This is a genomic window from Colwellia sp. BRX9-1, from assembly GCF_014077195.1.
Classification (GTDB): domain Bacteria; phylum Pseudomonadota; class Gammaproteobacteria; order Enterobacterales; family Alteromonadaceae; genus Colwellia_A.
Genome location: NZ_JACGVM010000027.1, coordinates 1 through 15,965, shown reverse-complemented (window position 1 = coordinate 15,965; position 15,965 = coordinate 1). Strand labels below are relative to the sequence as shown.

General features: G+C 38.7%; 15 protein-coding genes. 10 read left to right on the top strand and 5 right to left on the bottom strand.

The window, feature by feature from the left end; all coding sequences use genetic code 11:
- The first annotated feature begins 1 nt into the window (after position 1).
- Genes H4J76_RS17975 through H4J76_RS17955 form a run of 5 tightly spaced genes read left to right on the top strand, consistent with a single transcriptional unit; the run spans position 2 to position 5,843 of the window.
- The gene (locus tag H4J76_RS17975; protein WP_182216968.1) at positions 2-991 is read left to right on the top strand and encodes a PilW family protein; all 990 of its coding nucleotides are present in this window, start codon (positions 2-4) and stop codon (positions 989-991) included.
- Entirely contained in the window at positions 982-1,503 is a 522-nt protein-coding gene (locus H4J76_RS17970; protein WP_182216969.1) for a PilX N-terminal domain-containing pilus assembly protein, read from the top strand. The genes H4J76_RS17975 and H4J76_RS17970 overlap by 10 nt, the downstream gene beginning before the upstream one ends.
- Positions 1,504-1,505: 2 nt before the next feature.
- Positions 1,506-5,087: a pilus assembly protein gene (locus H4J76_RS17965; protein WP_182216970.1), complete on the top strand. Its 3,582-nt coding sequence runs from the start codon at positions 1,506-1,508 to the stop codon at positions 5,085-5,087.
- Positions 5,087-5,503, top strand: a complete 417-nt coding sequence (locus H4J76_RS17960) for a type IV pilin protein (protein ID WP_182216971.1) — start codon at positions 5,087-5,089, stop codon at positions 5,501-5,503. The genes H4J76_RS17965 and H4J76_RS17960 overlap by 1 nt, the downstream gene beginning before the upstream one ends.
- Before the next feature lies 1 nt (position 5,504).
- Positions 5,505-5,843: a TapY2 family type IVa secretion system protein gene (locus tag H4J76_RS17955; RefSeq protein ID WP_182216972.1), complete on the top strand. Its 339-nt coding sequence runs from the start codon at positions 5,505-5,507 to the stop codon at positions 5,841-5,843.
- A 9-nt stretch (positions 5,844-5,852) separates the two neighbouring features.
- Here the strand turns inward: H4J76_RS17955 and H4J76_RS17950 are convergent, their stop codons facing one another.
- The 3 genes from H4J76_RS17950 to nadE all read right to left on the bottom strand — a co-directional run bounded on the left by H4J76_RS17950 (position 5,853) and on the right by nadE (position 8,167).
- Positions 5,853-6,434 (bottom strand): GspH/FimT family pseudopilin, encoded by a 582-nt coding sequence (locus tag H4J76_RS17950; RefSeq protein WP_182216990.1) that lies wholly within the window; start codon positions 6,432-6,434, stop codon positions 5,853-5,855.
- A gap of 215 nt (positions 6,435-6,649) precedes the next feature.
- Positions 6,650-7,225 (bottom strand): GspH/FimT family pseudopilin, encoded by a 576-nt coding sequence (locus H4J76_RS17945; protein WP_182216973.1) that lies wholly within the window; start codon positions 7,223-7,225, stop codon positions 6,650-6,652.
- 90 nt (positions 7,226-7,315) lie between these two features.
- Positions 7,316-8,167 (bottom strand): ammonia-dependent NAD(+) synthetase, encoded by an 852-nt coding sequence (gene nadE / locus H4J76_RS17940; RefSeq protein ID WP_182216974.1) that lies wholly within the window; start codon positions 8,165-8,167, stop codon positions 7,316-7,318.
- A 204-nt stretch (positions 8,168-8,371) separates the two neighbouring features.
- Here nadE and glnB point away from each other — a divergent pair, with 204 nt between their 5' ends.
- Positions 8,372-8,710 carry a nitrogen regulatory protein P-II gene (gene glnB / locus H4J76_RS17935; protein WP_070374471.1) on the top strand — a complete coding sequence of 113 codons (339 nt, stop codon included), beginning with the start codon at positions 8,372-8,374 and terminating at the stop codon, positions 8,708-8,710.
- Between the two features lie 135 nt (positions 8,711-8,845).
- Here the strand turns inward: glnB and H4J76_RS17930 are convergent, their stop codons facing one another.
- A complete protein-coding gene (locus tag H4J76_RS17930) occupies positions 8,846-9,610 on the bottom strand; it encodes an outer membrane protein assembly factor BamD (RefSeq protein ID WP_070374470.1) in 765 nt (254 codons plus the stop codon).
- Positions 9,611-9,797: 187 nt separating this feature from the next.
- On the opposite strand from H4J76_RS17930, the gene rluD reads away from it, so the two are divergent.
- From rluD to clpB, 3 genes are all read left to right on the top strand, one after another.
- A complete protein-coding gene (gene rluD, locus H4J76_RS17925) occupies positions 9,798-10,775 on the top strand; it encodes a 23S rRNA pseudouridine(1911/1915/1917) synthase RluD (protein ID WP_182216975.1) in 978 nt (325 codons plus the stop codon).
- Positions 10,726-11,553 carry a peptidoglycan editing factor PgeF gene (gene pgeF, locus H4J76_RS17920; protein ID WP_259377164.1) on the top strand — a complete coding sequence of 276 codons (828 nt, stop codon included), beginning with the start codon at positions 10,726-10,728 and terminating at the stop codon, positions 11,551-11,553. Before rluD ends, pgeF begins: the two co-directional genes overlap by 50 nt.
- A gap of 127 nt (positions 11,554-11,680) precedes the next feature.
- Positions 11,681-14,254 (top strand): ATP-dependent chaperone ClpB, encoded by a 2,574-nt coding sequence (gene clpB, locus H4J76_RS17915; RefSeq protein WP_182216978.1) that lies wholly within the window; start codon positions 11,681-11,683, stop codon positions 14,252-14,254.
- A gap of 10 nt (positions 14,255-14,264) precedes the next feature.
- Here clpB and H4J76_RS17910 read toward each other — a convergent pair whose 3' ends face one another.
- A complete protein-coding gene (locus H4J76_RS17910; RefSeq protein WP_182231048.1) occupies positions 14,265-14,711 on the bottom strand; it encodes a DUF4124 domain-containing protein in 447 nt (148 codons plus the stop codon).
- Positions 14,712-14,891: 180 nt separating this feature from the next.
- Here H4J76_RS17910 and pssA point away from each other — a divergent pair, with 180 nt between their 5' ends.
- Complete coding sequence (gene pssA, locus H4J76_RS17905; protein ID WP_182216982.1) at positions 14,892-15,689, top strand: CDP-diacylglycerol--serine O-phosphatidyltransferase; 798 nt, start codon at positions 14,892-14,894, stop codon at positions 15,687-15,689.
- Positions 15,690-15,965 lie beyond the last annotated feature (276 nt).

Genomic DNA, 15,965 nt, shown 5'->3' with positions numbered 1-15,965 from the left:
AATGGTTAATGCTCAACGAGGTTTTAGTTTAATCGAAATATTTATATCGCTTGCGGTAGGTTTAATGTTGCTGCTAGGCATATTAAGTGTTTTTGTTGGTATGAAAACGACCACTGTTGAGACCACCAGTTATGGAGAGTTACAAGAAAATGGCAGGTATGCGATTAGCTTACTCAGTGATGACTTATTACGACAAAGCTTTTGGGGCGACTTATCAGGAAACCTCGATGTAAGTGGCTTGGTAAGTTCACCTTTACCATCAACAGTTTCTGGTGATTGTATTGGTGAAGGCGTTAATAATGCCAGTTTCCCTGCAGCTATTGGCCATTTTAGAACCTTGTGGGGGAAAACAGTCAACAATGTCAACTTAATGGGCTGTATTACCAATGCTAAAATTGATTCCGATGTATTGCAATTAAAAAGAGCTGTTTCATCAACGACAGCGCTAGCCGATATTTCTAGTGATAATTACTATATCATTTCAAACCCTAATACGGCTGCGATATTTGCGGGTGGCGCTGCCATACCAACACTAAATTTGGGCCAGATCTGGGAATATCAGCAGCACATTTACTATGTGCGTGAAGACAATCAGGGCACCAATAAAGTGCCGGTTCTAGTGCAAGGTCGATTACAAAATAAAGCTTCGGTGATGAATCTTGATATGGTCGTTGAAGGCATTGAATACATCCGCTTTATGTATGGCGTTGATACGACCAACAACGGTATCGTCAATGCTTTTATTTCTGCAGATAACATGACAACAGCTTACTGGGATAATGAAAGTAATGTACGGATACTTGCCGTTAAGATTTTTGTCTTAGCGCGAAATATCTTGCCTGACAGAGATTATGAAAATCTTAACACTTATCAGCTTGGTGATCTTCCTATCAACTTTATCGATGGTGAAGGTAAAGGGGATAATTATCGACGTTTATTATTTAGCTCTACCATCACACTTTACAATGCGAGGGTCGACTCATGGCCATAAAAGTTATAAGAAAAAATTGTTTAATTTATTCTGGTAATTTAAAACTAGGTCACAAACAAAGCGGTGTTGTGCTAATCGTTTCACTAGTTTTTTTGATTGCTTTAACCGCCGTTGCTGCTGCATTGATGCAAAATACCACCATTGATATGAAAATGTCTGGAGCAAGTGAAGAAAAAGTGGTTGCTACCCAAGAAGCGGTTAGTGCTATTGATGAAGTTATTTATAAAGAAGTCACGCAAATAAGTGGAACCAATGCTTTTGCTTCTGAAATCGCCAAATTTCCACTCTCACCCGTAGTGAGTAGTGCAAGTAATACCAGTGCAGAAATTTCGCTGGCTAATCCGTATAAGATTGCAGCCGATTGCCCCCACTCTCGAGCAGCTTCTTCCGTACAGGTATTTAAGTGTAATGTACTTAAAGTGCAGGTCACTCGACTGTATGGTCGCACCAACAAAAGCACCATAGAAGTTAATTCTGGTGTATCGCAACAACTACTTAATGTGGGGAACTGATCATGAAAAAATTATTATTATGTAGCGCATTGATATTTACATCTCTTGCTGCTTATAGTGAAGATATTGAACTGTATATTGGTGATGCAGCACAGCGTACCGGTAATAAACCACAAGTACTGATTATTTTTGATAATTCTGGCAGCATGAATAGTTTAGAGTCAGTCGATGAACCTTATGATCCTAATACAGTTTACCCCGCGGTTGGAAGCGATAACTCCTTATCAGAAAAATTTATTTATTTCACCAAAGGTGGCATCGATGGCTCTTCTTCCCTTGTTCCCGATAGTCCTGGTGAAAAGCGCCGTTTTCTTGATGCTATTAATAGCTGTGCAACTGCCCGTGAACGTTTAGCATCTGTTGGCTTTTATACCGGACACATTCGTGAATATGCTTTTCAAGGAAACTCAGGAAGTTGGCAAGAGATCCCCGATAACAATGGCGCTAATATCGATATAGTTGACTGTGAAGATGACGTTAACCTCATACCAGCTAATCCTGAAGTCAATGAGGGGATTAAAACTACTGGCAATACTGTTGAAGATTTACCCGATGGTTTTCCCCTCGATGGTGGTGGCTCTAACCAAAGCCCGGTCTATTACACGGCAAATGCGAGTAATTCAAATGTTATTTGGTCGGGTGAGGTTGTTACACTTTATACCGACAACTATTTGCGTTGGGCAAACAGTGAAACGCTTGAACAGGTTAATCGCACCCGTTTAGAAATAGCACAAGATACCGTTACTGATTTAATTGAATCGGCACCTTCTGTTGATTTTGGTTTACAAGTTTTTAATTATAACCATTCTGGCGAATTTGTTCGCGATGGCGGCAGAATTGTTTTTGGTATCCAAGAAATGACCGCAGCAGCTCGCGCTGAATTAGTAAATATTATTGATTTAGATATTGATGGTGAAACGAATACGCCATTATGTGAATCACTTTATGAGGCTTCGCGCTACTTTGCAGGTATGTCAGTAGATTTTGGTGATAATGATTCAAATTATGATGGTAATACTTATCGTGGTAATACACCGCCAAGAGATGACTCAATTGAAGATGATGAGGGTGTTTATCAATCACCCTTTAATTCATGTACTAATGAAGTTTATGTGATTATGATTACAGATGGTGAACCGACTAGGGATCTTGCCGCTGACACTTATATTCAAAGCTTACCTGATATCGGCCTACCGTTTGACGTTAACGGTACTAATAACTATTTAGCGGCACTTGCGGGTTGGATGCACACCCATGATTTACATAGCACCTTACCTGATGTGCAATCATCAACACTCTTTACGATAGGGTTTGGCCAAGATGCTATTGATGATGCGGGAGCGTTATTACGTGAAGCTGCAAAATTGGGGGGTGGTCAATATTACCCGGCTAAAGATCCCAGTGCCTTACTGGCTTCACTTCAATCGGCATTAACCAATATTTTGGAAGTGAATACCAGCTTTACAGCCCCTTCGGTTGCCTCAAATAATTTTGATAGAACCGAAACTTTAGATTCAGTTTATTATGCGATGTTCGTTCCTGATCATGGTGCAAGGTGGCAAGGAAATTTAAAAAAACTTAAAGTGACCGATGGCCAGCAAGTCGATAGAACGGGTGCTGGTGCTATTGATGATAATGGCAATATTTCAAAAAATGCCAAAACCTTTTGGAGCACAGATACCAATCCAGATGGTAACGATGTTAAAAAAGGTGGCGTAGCTGAAATGTTACGTACTAAATCTACACGCGTTATTGTCAGTGATATTGGGGTTAATGGTGCCTTAATGCTACTAACACGAACGAATGCCGAAACATCCTACGGTGACGAAGCGACGCTAGCAAGTGAATTGGATACTGAAATTGATGACATTGATGGCATGCTCAATTGGGCCAAGGGAATTGACGTTGATGATGAAGACAACGATAGTTCAATCACAGATATCCGTAGTGATGTTTTTGGTGATCCACTGCACTCTAAACCACTAGTTATTAATTATGGTGGTGCAAGTAATGATCAAGATATTCGCATAATCGTTGGCACCAATGCGGGTGTTTTACATATGTTTGACGATAACGGTGAGACGGTTGATGAAAACTGGGCTTTTATGCCTAAAGAATTTTTCTCAAAAATAAAAGCTTTACGTGAAAACTTTACTTCATCAGGTAAATCATACGGCATAGACGGCCCTGCCGTTTCATACTTGCTGGACGTCAATGGTGATGGGTCTATTGATAGTACAAGTGGTGATAAAGCATGGATATTTTTTGGTTTACGTCGTGGCGGTTCTTCATATTATGCTATGGATGTTAGTGACCCCGATACTCCTAAGTTATTGTGGCACCTAGATGCAAGCTCACCAGGATTTAGCCATTTAGGACAATCATGGTCGCAACCTAAAATAGGATTTTCAGCGCTTAATATAGAAAATGGTACACCAAAACCTGTACTCTTTTTCGCTGGCGGATATGACACAACTAAAGATAACTTAACCGTTGGTGCAGATGATACCTTAGGCCGAGCTGTTTATATGGTCGATGCAGAAACAGGTGTACTAAAATGGAGTTTAAGCCCTGATGCAACGAGTGCAACTAATACTCAATTTACTGGGATAACTGATAGCGTGCCTTCTAGCCTCGCTATCTTAGACAGTGATTCTGATGGCTTAACCGATCGTCTTTATTTTGGCGATACCGGTGGAAATTTTTGGCGTGTTGATATGCCAGGCAATGCTCCCTTTAGTGGAACATCGCCGTGGACTGCTTTTAAATTAGCTGAGTTGGGTGGAACAACTCATGCGACAGATCGCCGTTTTTTTAGCGAACCTTCAATTGCTAGAACGTATATTTCAGACACGATAGAAACTACATCAGTTGATGCTAATGGTACTAGTTCAACCGTGGTAACAAAACAGGAAAGACCCTACGAAGCGATACTTATTGGGAGTGGCGACCGATCAACACCTGCGGCCAATGATACTGACGATAAATTTTTCATGATTAAAGATGCCAATATTGTAACCACATCATTTGTTGCTTCACCTACCCACCCACAATTGGCAATACCCGCGGCTATTTTAGCGACAGATCTTTATGACTATACAAACAACCCATTTGGCCAGGCATTAACTGCCGACAATCTGCAGACACTTGAAATAAACGTCGGTAATAAAAAAGGTTGGTTTATGGATTTCGTTGGTGATGGTGAGAAAAATACGGCTTCAGCCATTGTTATTAATGGCGTTGCTTACTTCACTTCATTTACGCCTGCCGCGGTCTCTGCTGATCCTAACAGTTGTGAATTAAGTGATGGTTCGGGTATTTTATACGCGGTGGACTTAGCGCTTGGCACGACTGTCTATGACTGGAGAACATGGGAAATAGCGGCCGGTATTCCTGATACTCCTTCAATTATTATAACTAAAGACCCACAAGCGCCTCAAGAACCTTGCGAAGGCGATTGTCCGCCTGATGAAGAGGAAGCAGAAGTCATTGCCACGATAAAACTATTAGCAGGGAAAATTATTCCGTTAGGCGTTAGCCTAGAAACGTCAAGAATTTACCTTTATGTAACGGAGTCAAATTAATGAGAGTGAGTAAAAATAAGCGGCGAGTTAAAGGTTTTACTTTGCTTGAGCTAATGATATCGGTTGCTATAGTGGGTATTCTAGCTTCGATTGCTTATCCTTCATATATTGATAATATTTCAAGGGCAAATCGTAGCGAGGGCCAACGTGAATTGTTGCGCTTAGCAAGTTTGCAAGAGCAGTATTTTATTGACCATCGAGCATACACCACAGATATGAAAAAATTAGGTGCGTCTGCAGACCCTTATATTACAGACTCGGGCTTTTATAGCATTGATGCTGTGGTAGTTGGGGTAACATATACCCTTAAAGCTACGGCGAGAGGTACGCAAGCGACTAATGATTCTTCTTGTTTAACCTTATCGGTAACCGATAGTGGTCAGAAAACAGCAACATCAACCAATTGCTGGGAGTAATATGATGAAATTGTTATTTAAGCATTGCTTAGCGCTCAACTTACTTTTTGTAAGTCTACTTGTTATAAGTATTGATAGCGTGGCAAAGACGACAGACAAATCGACAAAAATTAAGATTAAATGTCATGTTGAACTAATGGGCGGTAACGACATTATTCATTTTGGCATTATTGGTTCTAATAAACTGGCAAAATATCCTGATTGGTTAGTTGGTAAAAAAATAGCGACTGGCTTTTCAAAGCAAAAGCAGCAAGTTCATCAAGTAAAAGAATGTGTAAAATCAAATGATGATTTTTCCAATGCGCTTTCAAAAAAATTAGATGAAAACACTGCTCGTTAAAGAGGAGACTTAGCTGCAAGTAATTTCATTGCCTGAGCGGTCTTCATCAATGCCGTCGCTATCTGTGTCTGAGGTAACGTATGAACGTCCAGAGGTAGTTACTGTAATACCTCTGGACTTGGCCGGGTAGTCTTTTGGACAATATTTAAATGGGCTAGCACTAACGCCACCTGTGATGTTGCCTGTAGGTCTGTATATAATGCTATCTTGGCCGTACTGAAGTTTGTCATTAGTTTTTATTTTAGCCTTTACTGCAACTATTCTTTCGTCAGAGGCGGGTTCATAAGTTTTATCGCCATCTATATCAATAAAAACACTGACTTCGTTTTGCCAATTAGTATCACAACTATTACTTGCATTAAGTGGGCACAAGGTAACCGATTGTTCTGCATTTATGGCGGTATTTCTTGCTGTTAATAGTAGTCTTTGTAAATGAGAAATTTCATTGTCGACGCGTGTTTCAACTAAAAAACTATTGAAGTTTGGTAGCGCTATCGCCATTAACGTTGCCCCAATAGCGATAGTTATCATCAATTCAACGAGTGTAAAGCCCTGTCGCTTGTTGTTTGATTGCAAATAATCATACTTCATAATATAAGCCTTAATTTCTTGTTATACCCATGAGAGCAATTAGTTAGTCTTATGGGGATTACATCATATTCAAAACTGTGTGAGAATATTTCAAGATAATTAAGTTATATCACTTAAGTCACTCTTTCGCTAGGTTGCTGTTATCGATATCAGAGCTTGTTATTATTGAAATGATAATAAGCTCTATACCTTTTAAAAGCGCTTGTTGTCATAGATTAGTGACAGCTAATGATTCGACCGCTACGATTTTCATCGGCTCCATCCATATTTTGGTCGCTCGATAAATAAAACCGCCCAGCGCCTGAAATGATAATTCCTCTTGATTTATTACTGTGTGATTTTGGACAATAGCGGAAAGTACCATTACCTCCCCACACTGCGAGCCGTCCACTGGGTGCGTAAATTAATGCTGTTCTGCCTTGAGCATACTGTAATTTATCGCCTGACTTTATGGCTGATTTTATTTTTATAATCACTTCAGCACTTGAGGCATCAAGCGCTTTGTTCTTATTATCATCATAGAATACAGTCAGCGTTTTATGCCATTCGTTTGAGCACTGATCAGAAGGGGTAAGTGGACAAACAGTAACAAAACGTTCCTGATTAACCGCATGATTTCTTGTTAATAATAATAGGCGATGTAAGGCTGTGATCTCTTTATCAACACGTATTCTTATCCTTAAATCTGCAAACGTAGGAACAGCTATAGCGGTAAGAAAAATTAATATAGCTAGCGTGATTAAGGTTTCAATGAGAGTGAAACCCATTATTTTAAACGATAAGTATGACATAACATTAAGCCGTCCGTTGGCTAGAGTAGATGTATTACTAGGTATAGCTGTTAACGTTAAATTTACAAGTTTAGCGCTTACAAGTTAAAGTTAATCGTAGATTGTTGGAATAGGTAATCGCTTATGTTGGGTTTTTTGATAAATATTAATGATAAGTGCTTGCACCTCTGCTGCTACTGGTTTGCCTTCCAAGAAATCATCTAACTGCTCATAACTGATACCTAATGCATCTTCGTCAGTTTTTCCCGGATCCAATTCTTCAAGATCCGCGGTTGGAGCTTTATTAATTAATAAGTCTGGCGCACCTAAATTTTCTGCTAATAACCGTACTTGGCGTTTAGATAAACCAAATAAAGGCGCTAAATCACAGGCACCATCGCCCCATTTAGTGAAAAATCCGGTAATGTTTTCTGCTGAATGATCTGTCCCTAAAACAAGTGCGCCAACAATACCGGCAATATGATATTGCGTTACCATTCGGCTTCTAGCTTTGGCATTACCTTTTGAAAAATCGATTTTTGCATCGTCTGCCGATAAGATATTTGCTTGGTTAAGCGCGTTAAGCGTTTCAATGTGAATTCCATTAACGGCATTCAAAATATTGGTTATTACACTATGTGTCGGTTGAATAAAATCCAAAGCGAGCTGCGCATCTTCTTCATCTGCTTGCACGCCATAAGGTAAACGAACCGCAATAAATTGATAGGGTGATGTCGAATTATTATTAGCGATTCTTTCTTCAGCATTGAGCTCATCAATAGCAAGTTGTGCAAGACGTCCACAGGTAGAAGAGTCGACACCGCCACTAATGCCTAGCACTAAATTTTTGAGTCCGGCAGCCTTAAGTGTTTTTTTGATAAATTCAATACGGCGTTTTATCTCAAACACAGCATCTATTTGAGGTAAAACTCTCATTTCATTTATGATCAATTGCGGATCCATTCAACTTCCTTTGATAGTTATTTGATAAGTTAAATTATCCTAGTGTAACGTATACCTGTGATACTTCAATATATAGGTAACCGGTATTGGCTAGTTTGTTCAGTATCTGAAATTTAAATGACTTACAACAAATATAGCGCTTGGGTTTATTTGATATAATTGTGTACAATTCAAAGTATATTTCGCGGTTAATGGATAACAACAATGAAAAAAATAGAAGCAATTATCAAACCATTTAAAATGGATGATGTGCGTGAAGCATTAAGTGAAATTGGCATCACAGGCATGACTGTTTCAGAAGTAAAAGGTTTTGGCCGACAAAAAGGGCACACTGAGCTCTATCGTGGTGCAGAATATATGGTTGATTTCTTACCGAAAGTAAAATTAGAAATTGTTGTCACCACAGAACAAGTTGAGCGTTGTGTTAATGCTATTATAGAAACAGCGCAAACCGGTAAAATTGGTGATGGAAAAATATTTATCACTGATGTTGAGCGGGTGATCAGAATCCGAACGGGTGAAGAAGATGAAGCCGCTATTTAATTTTATCAGTTAATCCCATCATAAAAAAAGCCCATTGAGTATTATATCTCAATGGGCTTTTTATTAATTTAAACCTTATTATTGATAAGGCAAATTTTTATAGCTTCTATTTCAATGCTAATAAACAGTTAAAACTTAACGAGTTAAAAACTTATTATTTGGATAATTTGCTGCTAAGACTTGCTTCGCATTAATTTTTAAATCCATTAAATCTAACTTGTCGTAACACTCAATCATAATCTCTAAGGCTTGTTCCACTTCCTGGCTAGGCGAGAAGTATTCAACAATGTACTTACCACGATTTGCTGCTGAGGCCCAAGCATCACGTTTCATATAAAAACGAGCTACTGTTAATTCATACTTAGCTAAACGTGATTTTATACCAATCATACGTTTGCGTGCATCAGCGGCATATTTGCTTTGTGGTAGCTCAGTCAAAATCGTTTTAAAGTCTTTGAATGCTTCGCGAGCAGCTGTTGGATCTCTGTCTGAACGATCAATGCCTGCTAATTCTTGAAAAAGGTTCTCTTCAGTTGAAATATTGATTAACGCTCGCATGTAATAAACATAATCAAGATTGACATGATCAGGATTTAAACGCAGGAAACGATCCGCCAAAGCAATACCTTGAGCTGAATTACCACTCTTATAATAAGCGTAAATTAAGTCTAATTGCACTTGATGAGAGATAGGACCAAATGGAAAGCGTGAGTCAATTGCTGATAAAATCTGGATAGCTCGTTGATATAAGCCACTATCAAGCGCAGTTCTAGCATCGGTGAACAATGCTTGTGCTGACTTGTCTGGTACTTTTTCAATGTCGGTTTTGTTTGATGATGAACACGCCGCTAGCCCTAATGAAAGCACTAGTATTATCATTTTTATTGTCAAATTTTGCATAGACTTTGTTATCACTACTTTGTTTTAGTTAAAGGTATTAGTTAAATAAATATACGCCCTTTGCAAATTACTTAATGTAATTAATAGAGCAAAGAGGTAAAATAAACACTGGCATTCTAACCTAGCATACTTGCCTTGCACAGCGCTAATTCATAGTAAATTTATAGAGAGTTAAATAGAAATTTTAATGGCTGAAATAATTCAACATACAGATACGGTTCCTGAAACTTGTTTAGGTAAACGATTCGACCAAACATTAGCTGAGATGTTCCCTGAATATTCTCGTTCTCGCATAAAAGAATGGATCTTAGCAGGTCACGTTACTTTAAACGGCGCTATTTTGATAATACCACGCGAGAAAATGTTTGGCGGGGAAGTGATCAAAATATCAACTGAAGTTGAAGGCGACGTGCGATTTGAACCACAAAATATTCCTTTAAATATTGTTTATGAAGATGACGATATTATAGTTATTAATAAACCTGCTGGTTTTGTAGTTCACCCAGGTGCAGGTAATCCTGATGGCACGGTGCTTAATGCTTTATTGTATCATTGCCCACAGCTTGATGTTGTCCCTCGTGCCGGCATCGTCCATAGACTAGATAAAGACACAACGGGTTTGATGGTTATTGCTAAAACAATTGCAGCGCAAACAAACTTAGTCGATGCTATACAAGAGCGTGAAATAACGCGTGAGTATGAAGCGATTGCTAATGGTCTAATGACAGCTGGTGGTATGGTTGATGAACCTATAGGTCGCCATTCAACCAAAAGAACACACATGGCTGTTAGTCCTTTTGGACGTCCATCGGTAACGCATTATCGTGTAATGGAAAAATTCCGTTTACACACACGTTTAAGATTACGTCTTGAAACGGGTCGTACACATCAAATTCGTGTTCATATGGCGCATATAACCCATCCATTGATTGGAGATCCTAATTACGGTGGTCGTCCACGTCCTCCTAAAAATGCGACAGAAGATTTGCGGGATTTACTGCGTAGTTTTAAGCGCCAAGCATTACATGCGGCAATGTTGTCATTATTTCACCCTATAACGGGTGAAGAAATGACTTGGCATGCACCTATTCCAGAGGATATGGTTAATTTAACAAATGTTTTGCGTGAAGATTCGAAAATCAACGCAACAGACGACTATTTATAACAGTCTCTACAATATAGAATGGCCAGTACTAAATGTACTGGCTTTTACTACGACAAGACTCCATCCTCAAAAAAAATCGTTATCCTCTAATCATAGCCATTCTTCAGTATACGGCCAATTTAACTTGGGCGAACATGTTGGTGATGACTTGGTTAATGTCAACAAAAATAGAGCTTCGTTACTCGCATACTTACCGCTTAATACAAAAATTCAATGGCTTGAACAAGTTCATGGTAATAAAGTTGTGACCATAGAATCTTATTCAAAAACGCCTTTAGTAGCTGATGCGATAATCACTCGGCAAAAGAATATTGCTTTAGCCGTGATGACCGCTGATTGTTTACCGATATTATTAACTGCAATAGACGGCAGTGAAATTGCTGCGATCCATGGTGGTTGGAAACCCTTAGCTAAAAATATTATTACCAATACCGTCAATAATATGAAAACAGATAATGAAAATATCATTGCTTGGTTGGGGCCTTGTATTGGTGAATATGCTTTTGAAGTAGGGCAAGAAGTAAAGTGTGCCTTTGAAAGTCAGTCAGAAAAATTTGTATCGGCTTTCACTGCTATAAATGAACCATTAGCGCTGGAAAAACATAAAGGTAAATACCTAGCCAATTTAGCAATGATAGCAAGAATCCAACTAAATACGCTCGGTATTAATAAGGTTCATCATTTAAACCATTGTACCTATTCTAATGAACAGCAGTATTACTCTTATCGACGAGATACCATTACCGGACGAATGGTTTCCATCATTTGTCGAAAATAAGTTTAAAAAACAAACTAAATCTTATTTCAAATCAAAAGCTTTTCATTTTGTTCCTTGAAAAATTTCAATTATATCCTTATCTATAAGGTATAAAAGAATATTTTTCTTTGTTAGGCAGGAGAGCCTCATGCGTTTAGACAGATTAACCCAAGCATTTCAAGTCGCTATTTCAGACGCACAGTCAATAGCATTAGGTCGGGATCATCAATTTATAGAACCCGTGCATATCATGTTAGCGCTATTAAATCAGAACGCGAGTAGCATTATACCCTTATTGAAAAGTGCAGGAATTAATGTTCTTTCACTGCGATCACAAGTCGAGACGGTTATAGAACAACTTGCGCAAGTTTCTGGATCGGGTGGCGACGTACAACTTTCTTCTGCTATGGGGAACTTACTTAACCTCTGCGATAAGTTCGCACAAAAAATGGGTGATAAGTATATATCTTCTGATGTTTTTATCCTTGCCGCTATTGAAGACAAAGGAAAACTAGGCCAAATATTAAAGTCGCTTGGGGCAAGTGAACAACGTGTTCAAGATGCAATATTACATGTGCGTGGCGGTCAAAAAGTTGATGAGCCTAATGCTGAAGATGTTCGACAAGCACTTGATAAATATACGGTGAACCTAACAGAGCTTGCCGAGCAGGGCAAACTAGATCCCGTTATTGGCCGAGATGATGAAATACGTCGCACGATACAAGTTTTACAACGTCGTACGAAAAATAATCCGGTATTAATTGGTCAGCCAGGTGTTGGTAAAACAGCCATCGCCGAAGGGTTAGCACAACGTATCATTAATCATGAAGTTCCTGAAGGGTTAAAAGGTAAGCGGGTATTGTCATTGGATATGGGTGCTTTGGTTGCTGGCGCTAAATATCGTGGTGAATTTGAAGAACGTTTAAAGGCGGTATTGAGTGAGCTAGCCAAAGAAGAAGGGCAAGTCATTTTATTTATTGATGAACTTCATACTATGGTCGGTGCAGGTAAATCTGATGGCGCGATGGATGCTGGAAATATGTTAAAACCAGCACTTGCCCGTGGTGATTTACATTGTGTCGGCGCGACAACATTGGACGAATATCGTCAATATATTGAAAAGGATGCAGCCTTAGAGCGTCGTTTTCAAAAAATATTAATTGAAGAACCTAGTGTTGAAGATACGATTGCCATATTGCGCGGTTTAAAAGAGCGTTACGAACTTCATCATAGTGTTGATATTACCGATCCAGCCATAGTTGCCGCTGCTACTTTGTCACATCGTTATATCAGTGATAGACAATTACCTGATAAAGCGATTGATCTTATCGATGAAGCGGCTTCTAGTATTCGTATGCAAATAGATTCTAAGCCAGAAGACTTAGACCGATTAGAGCGGCGTATCATTCAACTGAAATTAGAACAACGGGCATTAGAGAAAGATTCAGATGAGGCTTCTAAAAAACGTTTAGGACTTATCTCATTGGATCTGAGCGTTTGTCAGACTAATTTTGATGAGTTAGATGAAATTTGGAAAACCGAAAAGGCTGCTTTACATGGTACACAGGCTATTAAAACAGATCTAGAACAAGCTCGACTTGACTTAGAGGCTGCCCGACGATTGGGCGATCTTAACCAAATGTCAGAATTACAATATGGCAAAATACCGGAATTAGAAAAACAACTCGACTTAGCAAGCCAAGCAGAAATGCAAGAAATGACGTTATTAAAAAATAAAGTCACTGAAGTTGAAATTGCAGATGTATTAAGTCGAGCAACGGGTATTCCTGTTTCTAAGATGCTTGAAGAAGAATGCGATAAGTTACTGCAAATGGAGGATAACTTGCATCAGCGTGTAATAGGACAAAACGAAGCGGTTATCAGTGTTTCGAATGCTATCCGACGTTCAAGAGCTGGGCTTGCCGATCCAAGCCAGCCGATAGGATCGTTTTTATTTTTAGGTCCTACTGGTGTGGGTAAAACCGAACTTACGAAAGCATTAGCCCATTATCTTTTTGACAGTGAAGATGCACTTATTCGTGTCGATATGTCTGAATTTATGGAAAAACATTCAGTTTCTCGATTAGTGGGGGCTCCTCCCGGATATGTAGGGTATGAAGAAGGGGGCTATTTAACTGAAGCTGTTCGACGCAAACCTTATTCTGTTATTCTTCTTGATGAAATTGAAAAAGCGCACAGTGATGTTTTTAATATATTATTACAAGTGCTCGATGATGGCCGTTTAACGGATGGTCAAGGGCGAACTGTTGATTTTAAAAACACTGTTATCATTATGACTTCTAATATTGGCTCTGATCACATTCAAAAATTTGCTGATGACGGTCAGTATGAAGAAATGAAATCTAAGGTAATGTCAGAAGTGAGTTTACATTTTAAGCCTGAGTTTATTAATCGCATTGATGAAACAGTTGTTTTTCATCCATTAATATCACAACAGATAGAAAAAATAGCAGCAATACAAATTGACGGTCTGAGAGATCGTTTAGCAGACCAAGATATTAAGCTATCAATTAGCCAAGAAGCACTTGCGCTGATTTCTTTGGCTGGATTTGATCCCCTATTTGGAGCAAGACCGTTGAAAAGGGTAATTAGACAAAAAATTGAAAACCCATTAGCTCAGAAAATATTGTCGGGAGCCTTTAAAAACAAGGCAGAGATAAGTATTGAAGTCAGTGACGGTGAATTAGTTTTTACGCACTAACAAATTTGTATTATGGCATTTCACTTAAAGACGCACAGTAAACTTCTGTGCGTTTTTGGTTTATCGCTAATTGCTGTTGTTTCTCTGTTTTTGTTAATATCTGTTTACTGCCTTCTTCATCCGTATATTGGACCTTATCAAAAGCCATTAACATGGCAATATTTTCTTGTGCCTTTAGACATTTTTCAGGTCTGTTTATAGTCGCCGTGAGGTTATCTTGATTTTGTTGAGAAATCACATCGTCATCTGAAACTAGCGGGTTGGTAATAATGTCTGCGCGACTAGTTACACTTGACTGATTAGACACTAAAAATTGGGTGTACTCATCACCAACAGGTTGATGTTGACTAAAATGAACAACATTGTTTTCATCTACCCAGCGATAGACCATTAGTTCACTCGCCGAACAAAAGCTAAAATAAAATATCAGCCCAAATAACAGAATACGAAAACTCATTGGTCACCTATTAACTATATAAAGAAAAATCCTAATACTTTATATAACAATACAATTGGGACTTTACAAATTATAACGAGGAATTATTATGCTATTACTCTCTAATATACCGATGATAGTTTTTTATGTTAGATTTGATTAACTATACCTATATATTTTTAAACAAGCGTTGTAACAATAATGAATGATAAAAAAACAAATACCAGTACTCCTTCGAAAGGTATTTACCTATTACCTAACCTATTAACAACCGCAGGACTTTTTTCTGGTTTTTTTGCCATAGTTTCCTCAATGAATGGTCATTTTATTAGTGCAGCTGTAGCAATATTCATTGCCATGATATTTGATGGTTTAGATGGGCGCGTTGCTCGGATGACAAATACACAAAGTGAATTTGGTGCTGAATATGACAGTATGGCTGATATGGTCTCTTTTGGTATAGCCCCCGGACTTGTCGCTTATAACTGGGCGTTATCGAGTTACGGAAAATTTGGTTGGTTAGCCGCTTTTGTCTTTGTTGCCTGTGCAGCACTTCGTTTAGCACGTTTTAATACGCAGGTGGGTATTGCTGATGCACGCTTTTTTCAAGGTTTAGCAAGCCCCGCGGCCGCGGCAGTTATTGCCAGTTTGGTCTGGGTTGGTGCAGAATATCAAATAAATGGCCAAGACTATGGCATTGTTGTTGGCATTATTACTATGCTTGCAGGATTATTGATGGTCAGTAACTTTCGTTACAACAGTTTTAAAGAAGTCGATTGGAAGGGGAAAGTTAATTTTTTTGTGGTTTTGCTCATTGTACTCGCCTTCGTCATTATCGCTTCTAGCCCAGAGAATGTTTTACTTATCGTATTTGGCTTCTATGCTTGCTCGGGGCCGTTTACGACTATCCGCTCTGTTAATAAGTTAAAATTAGAAGATGTCGTCGGTGATGACAAAGATGAAGACTTTAATACGGTTGATAACTCGAAAGATAAATAACAGCAGTAATTAACTGTCTGTAGCACCAGCTTTGTGAGCAAAAGGCATTAGTTGTTTGATTAAACCACAATAAAAATACAGTTTGTACGTTAATCGAGCGAATAAGCATTTATTTCAAAGTTATTACAAAAAAGGGTTGACGCCCAGCGAGAAATGTCTAGAATGCGCTCCAGTTCCAAGGGGTTCAGTCAAAACGAACCACGAAAGAGCTGTTTTGATAAGTTATCTACATCACTTTAGAGTAAAGTAGTTAACTTAACGTTTTATAGATAAGGT

Coding starts and splice junctions, on each gene's coding strand:
- nadE (WP_182216974.1), bottom strand. CDS start 8,167: ATGGATCCGCAATTGATCATAAATGAAATGAGAGTTTTACCTCAAATA.
- H4J76_RS17945 (WP_182216973.1), bottom strand. CDS start 7,225: ATGTCATACTTATCGTTTAAAATAATGGGTTTCACTCTCATTGAAACC.
- H4J76_RS17975 (WP_182216968.1), top strand. CDS start 2: ATGGTTAATGCTCAACGAGGTTTTAGTTTAATCGAAATATTTATATCG.
- H4J76_RS17910 (WP_182231048.1), bottom strand. CDS start 14,711: ATGAGTTTTCGTATTCTGTTATTTGGGCTGATATTTTATTTTAGCTTT.
- H4J76_RS17960 (WP_182216971.1), top strand. CDS start 5,087: ATGAGAGTGAGTAAAAATAAGCGGCGAGTTAAAGGTTTTACTTTGCTT.
- pgeF (WP_259377164.1), top strand. CDS start 10,726: ATGTTTTGCGTGAAGATTCGAAAATCAACGCAACAGACGACTATTTAT.
- rluD (WP_182216975.1), top strand. CDS start 9,798: ATGGCTGAAATAATTCAACATACAGATACGGTTCCTGAAACTTGTTTA.
- pssA (WP_182216982.1), top strand. CDS start 14,892: ATGAATGATAAAAAAACAAATACCAGTACTCCTTCGAAAGGTATTTAC.
- H4J76_RS17950 (WP_182216990.1), bottom strand. CDS start 6,434: ATGAAGTATGATTATTTGCAATCAAACAACAAGCGACAGGGCTTTACA.
- clpB (WP_182216978.1), top strand. CDS start 11,681: ATGCGTTTAGACAGATTAACCCAAGCATTTCAAGTCGCTATTTCAGAC.
- H4J76_RS17930 (WP_070374470.1), bottom strand. CDS start 9,610: ATGCAAAATTTGACAATAAAAATGATAATACTAGTGCTTTCATTAGGG.
- H4J76_RS17955 (WP_182216972.1), top strand. CDS start 5,505: ATGATGAAATTGTTATTTAAGCATTGCTTAGCGCTCAACTTACTTTTT.
- H4J76_RS17965 (WP_182216970.1), top strand. CDS start 1,506: ATGAAAAAATTATTATTATGTAGCGCATTGATATTTACATCTCTTGCT.
- H4J76_RS17970 (WP_182216969.1), top strand. CDS start 982: ATGGCCATAAAAGTTATAAGAAAAAATTGTTTAATTTATTCTGGTAAT.
- glnB (WP_070374471.1), top strand. CDS start 8,372: ATGAAAAAAATAGAAGCAATTATCAAACCATTTAAAATGGATGATGTG.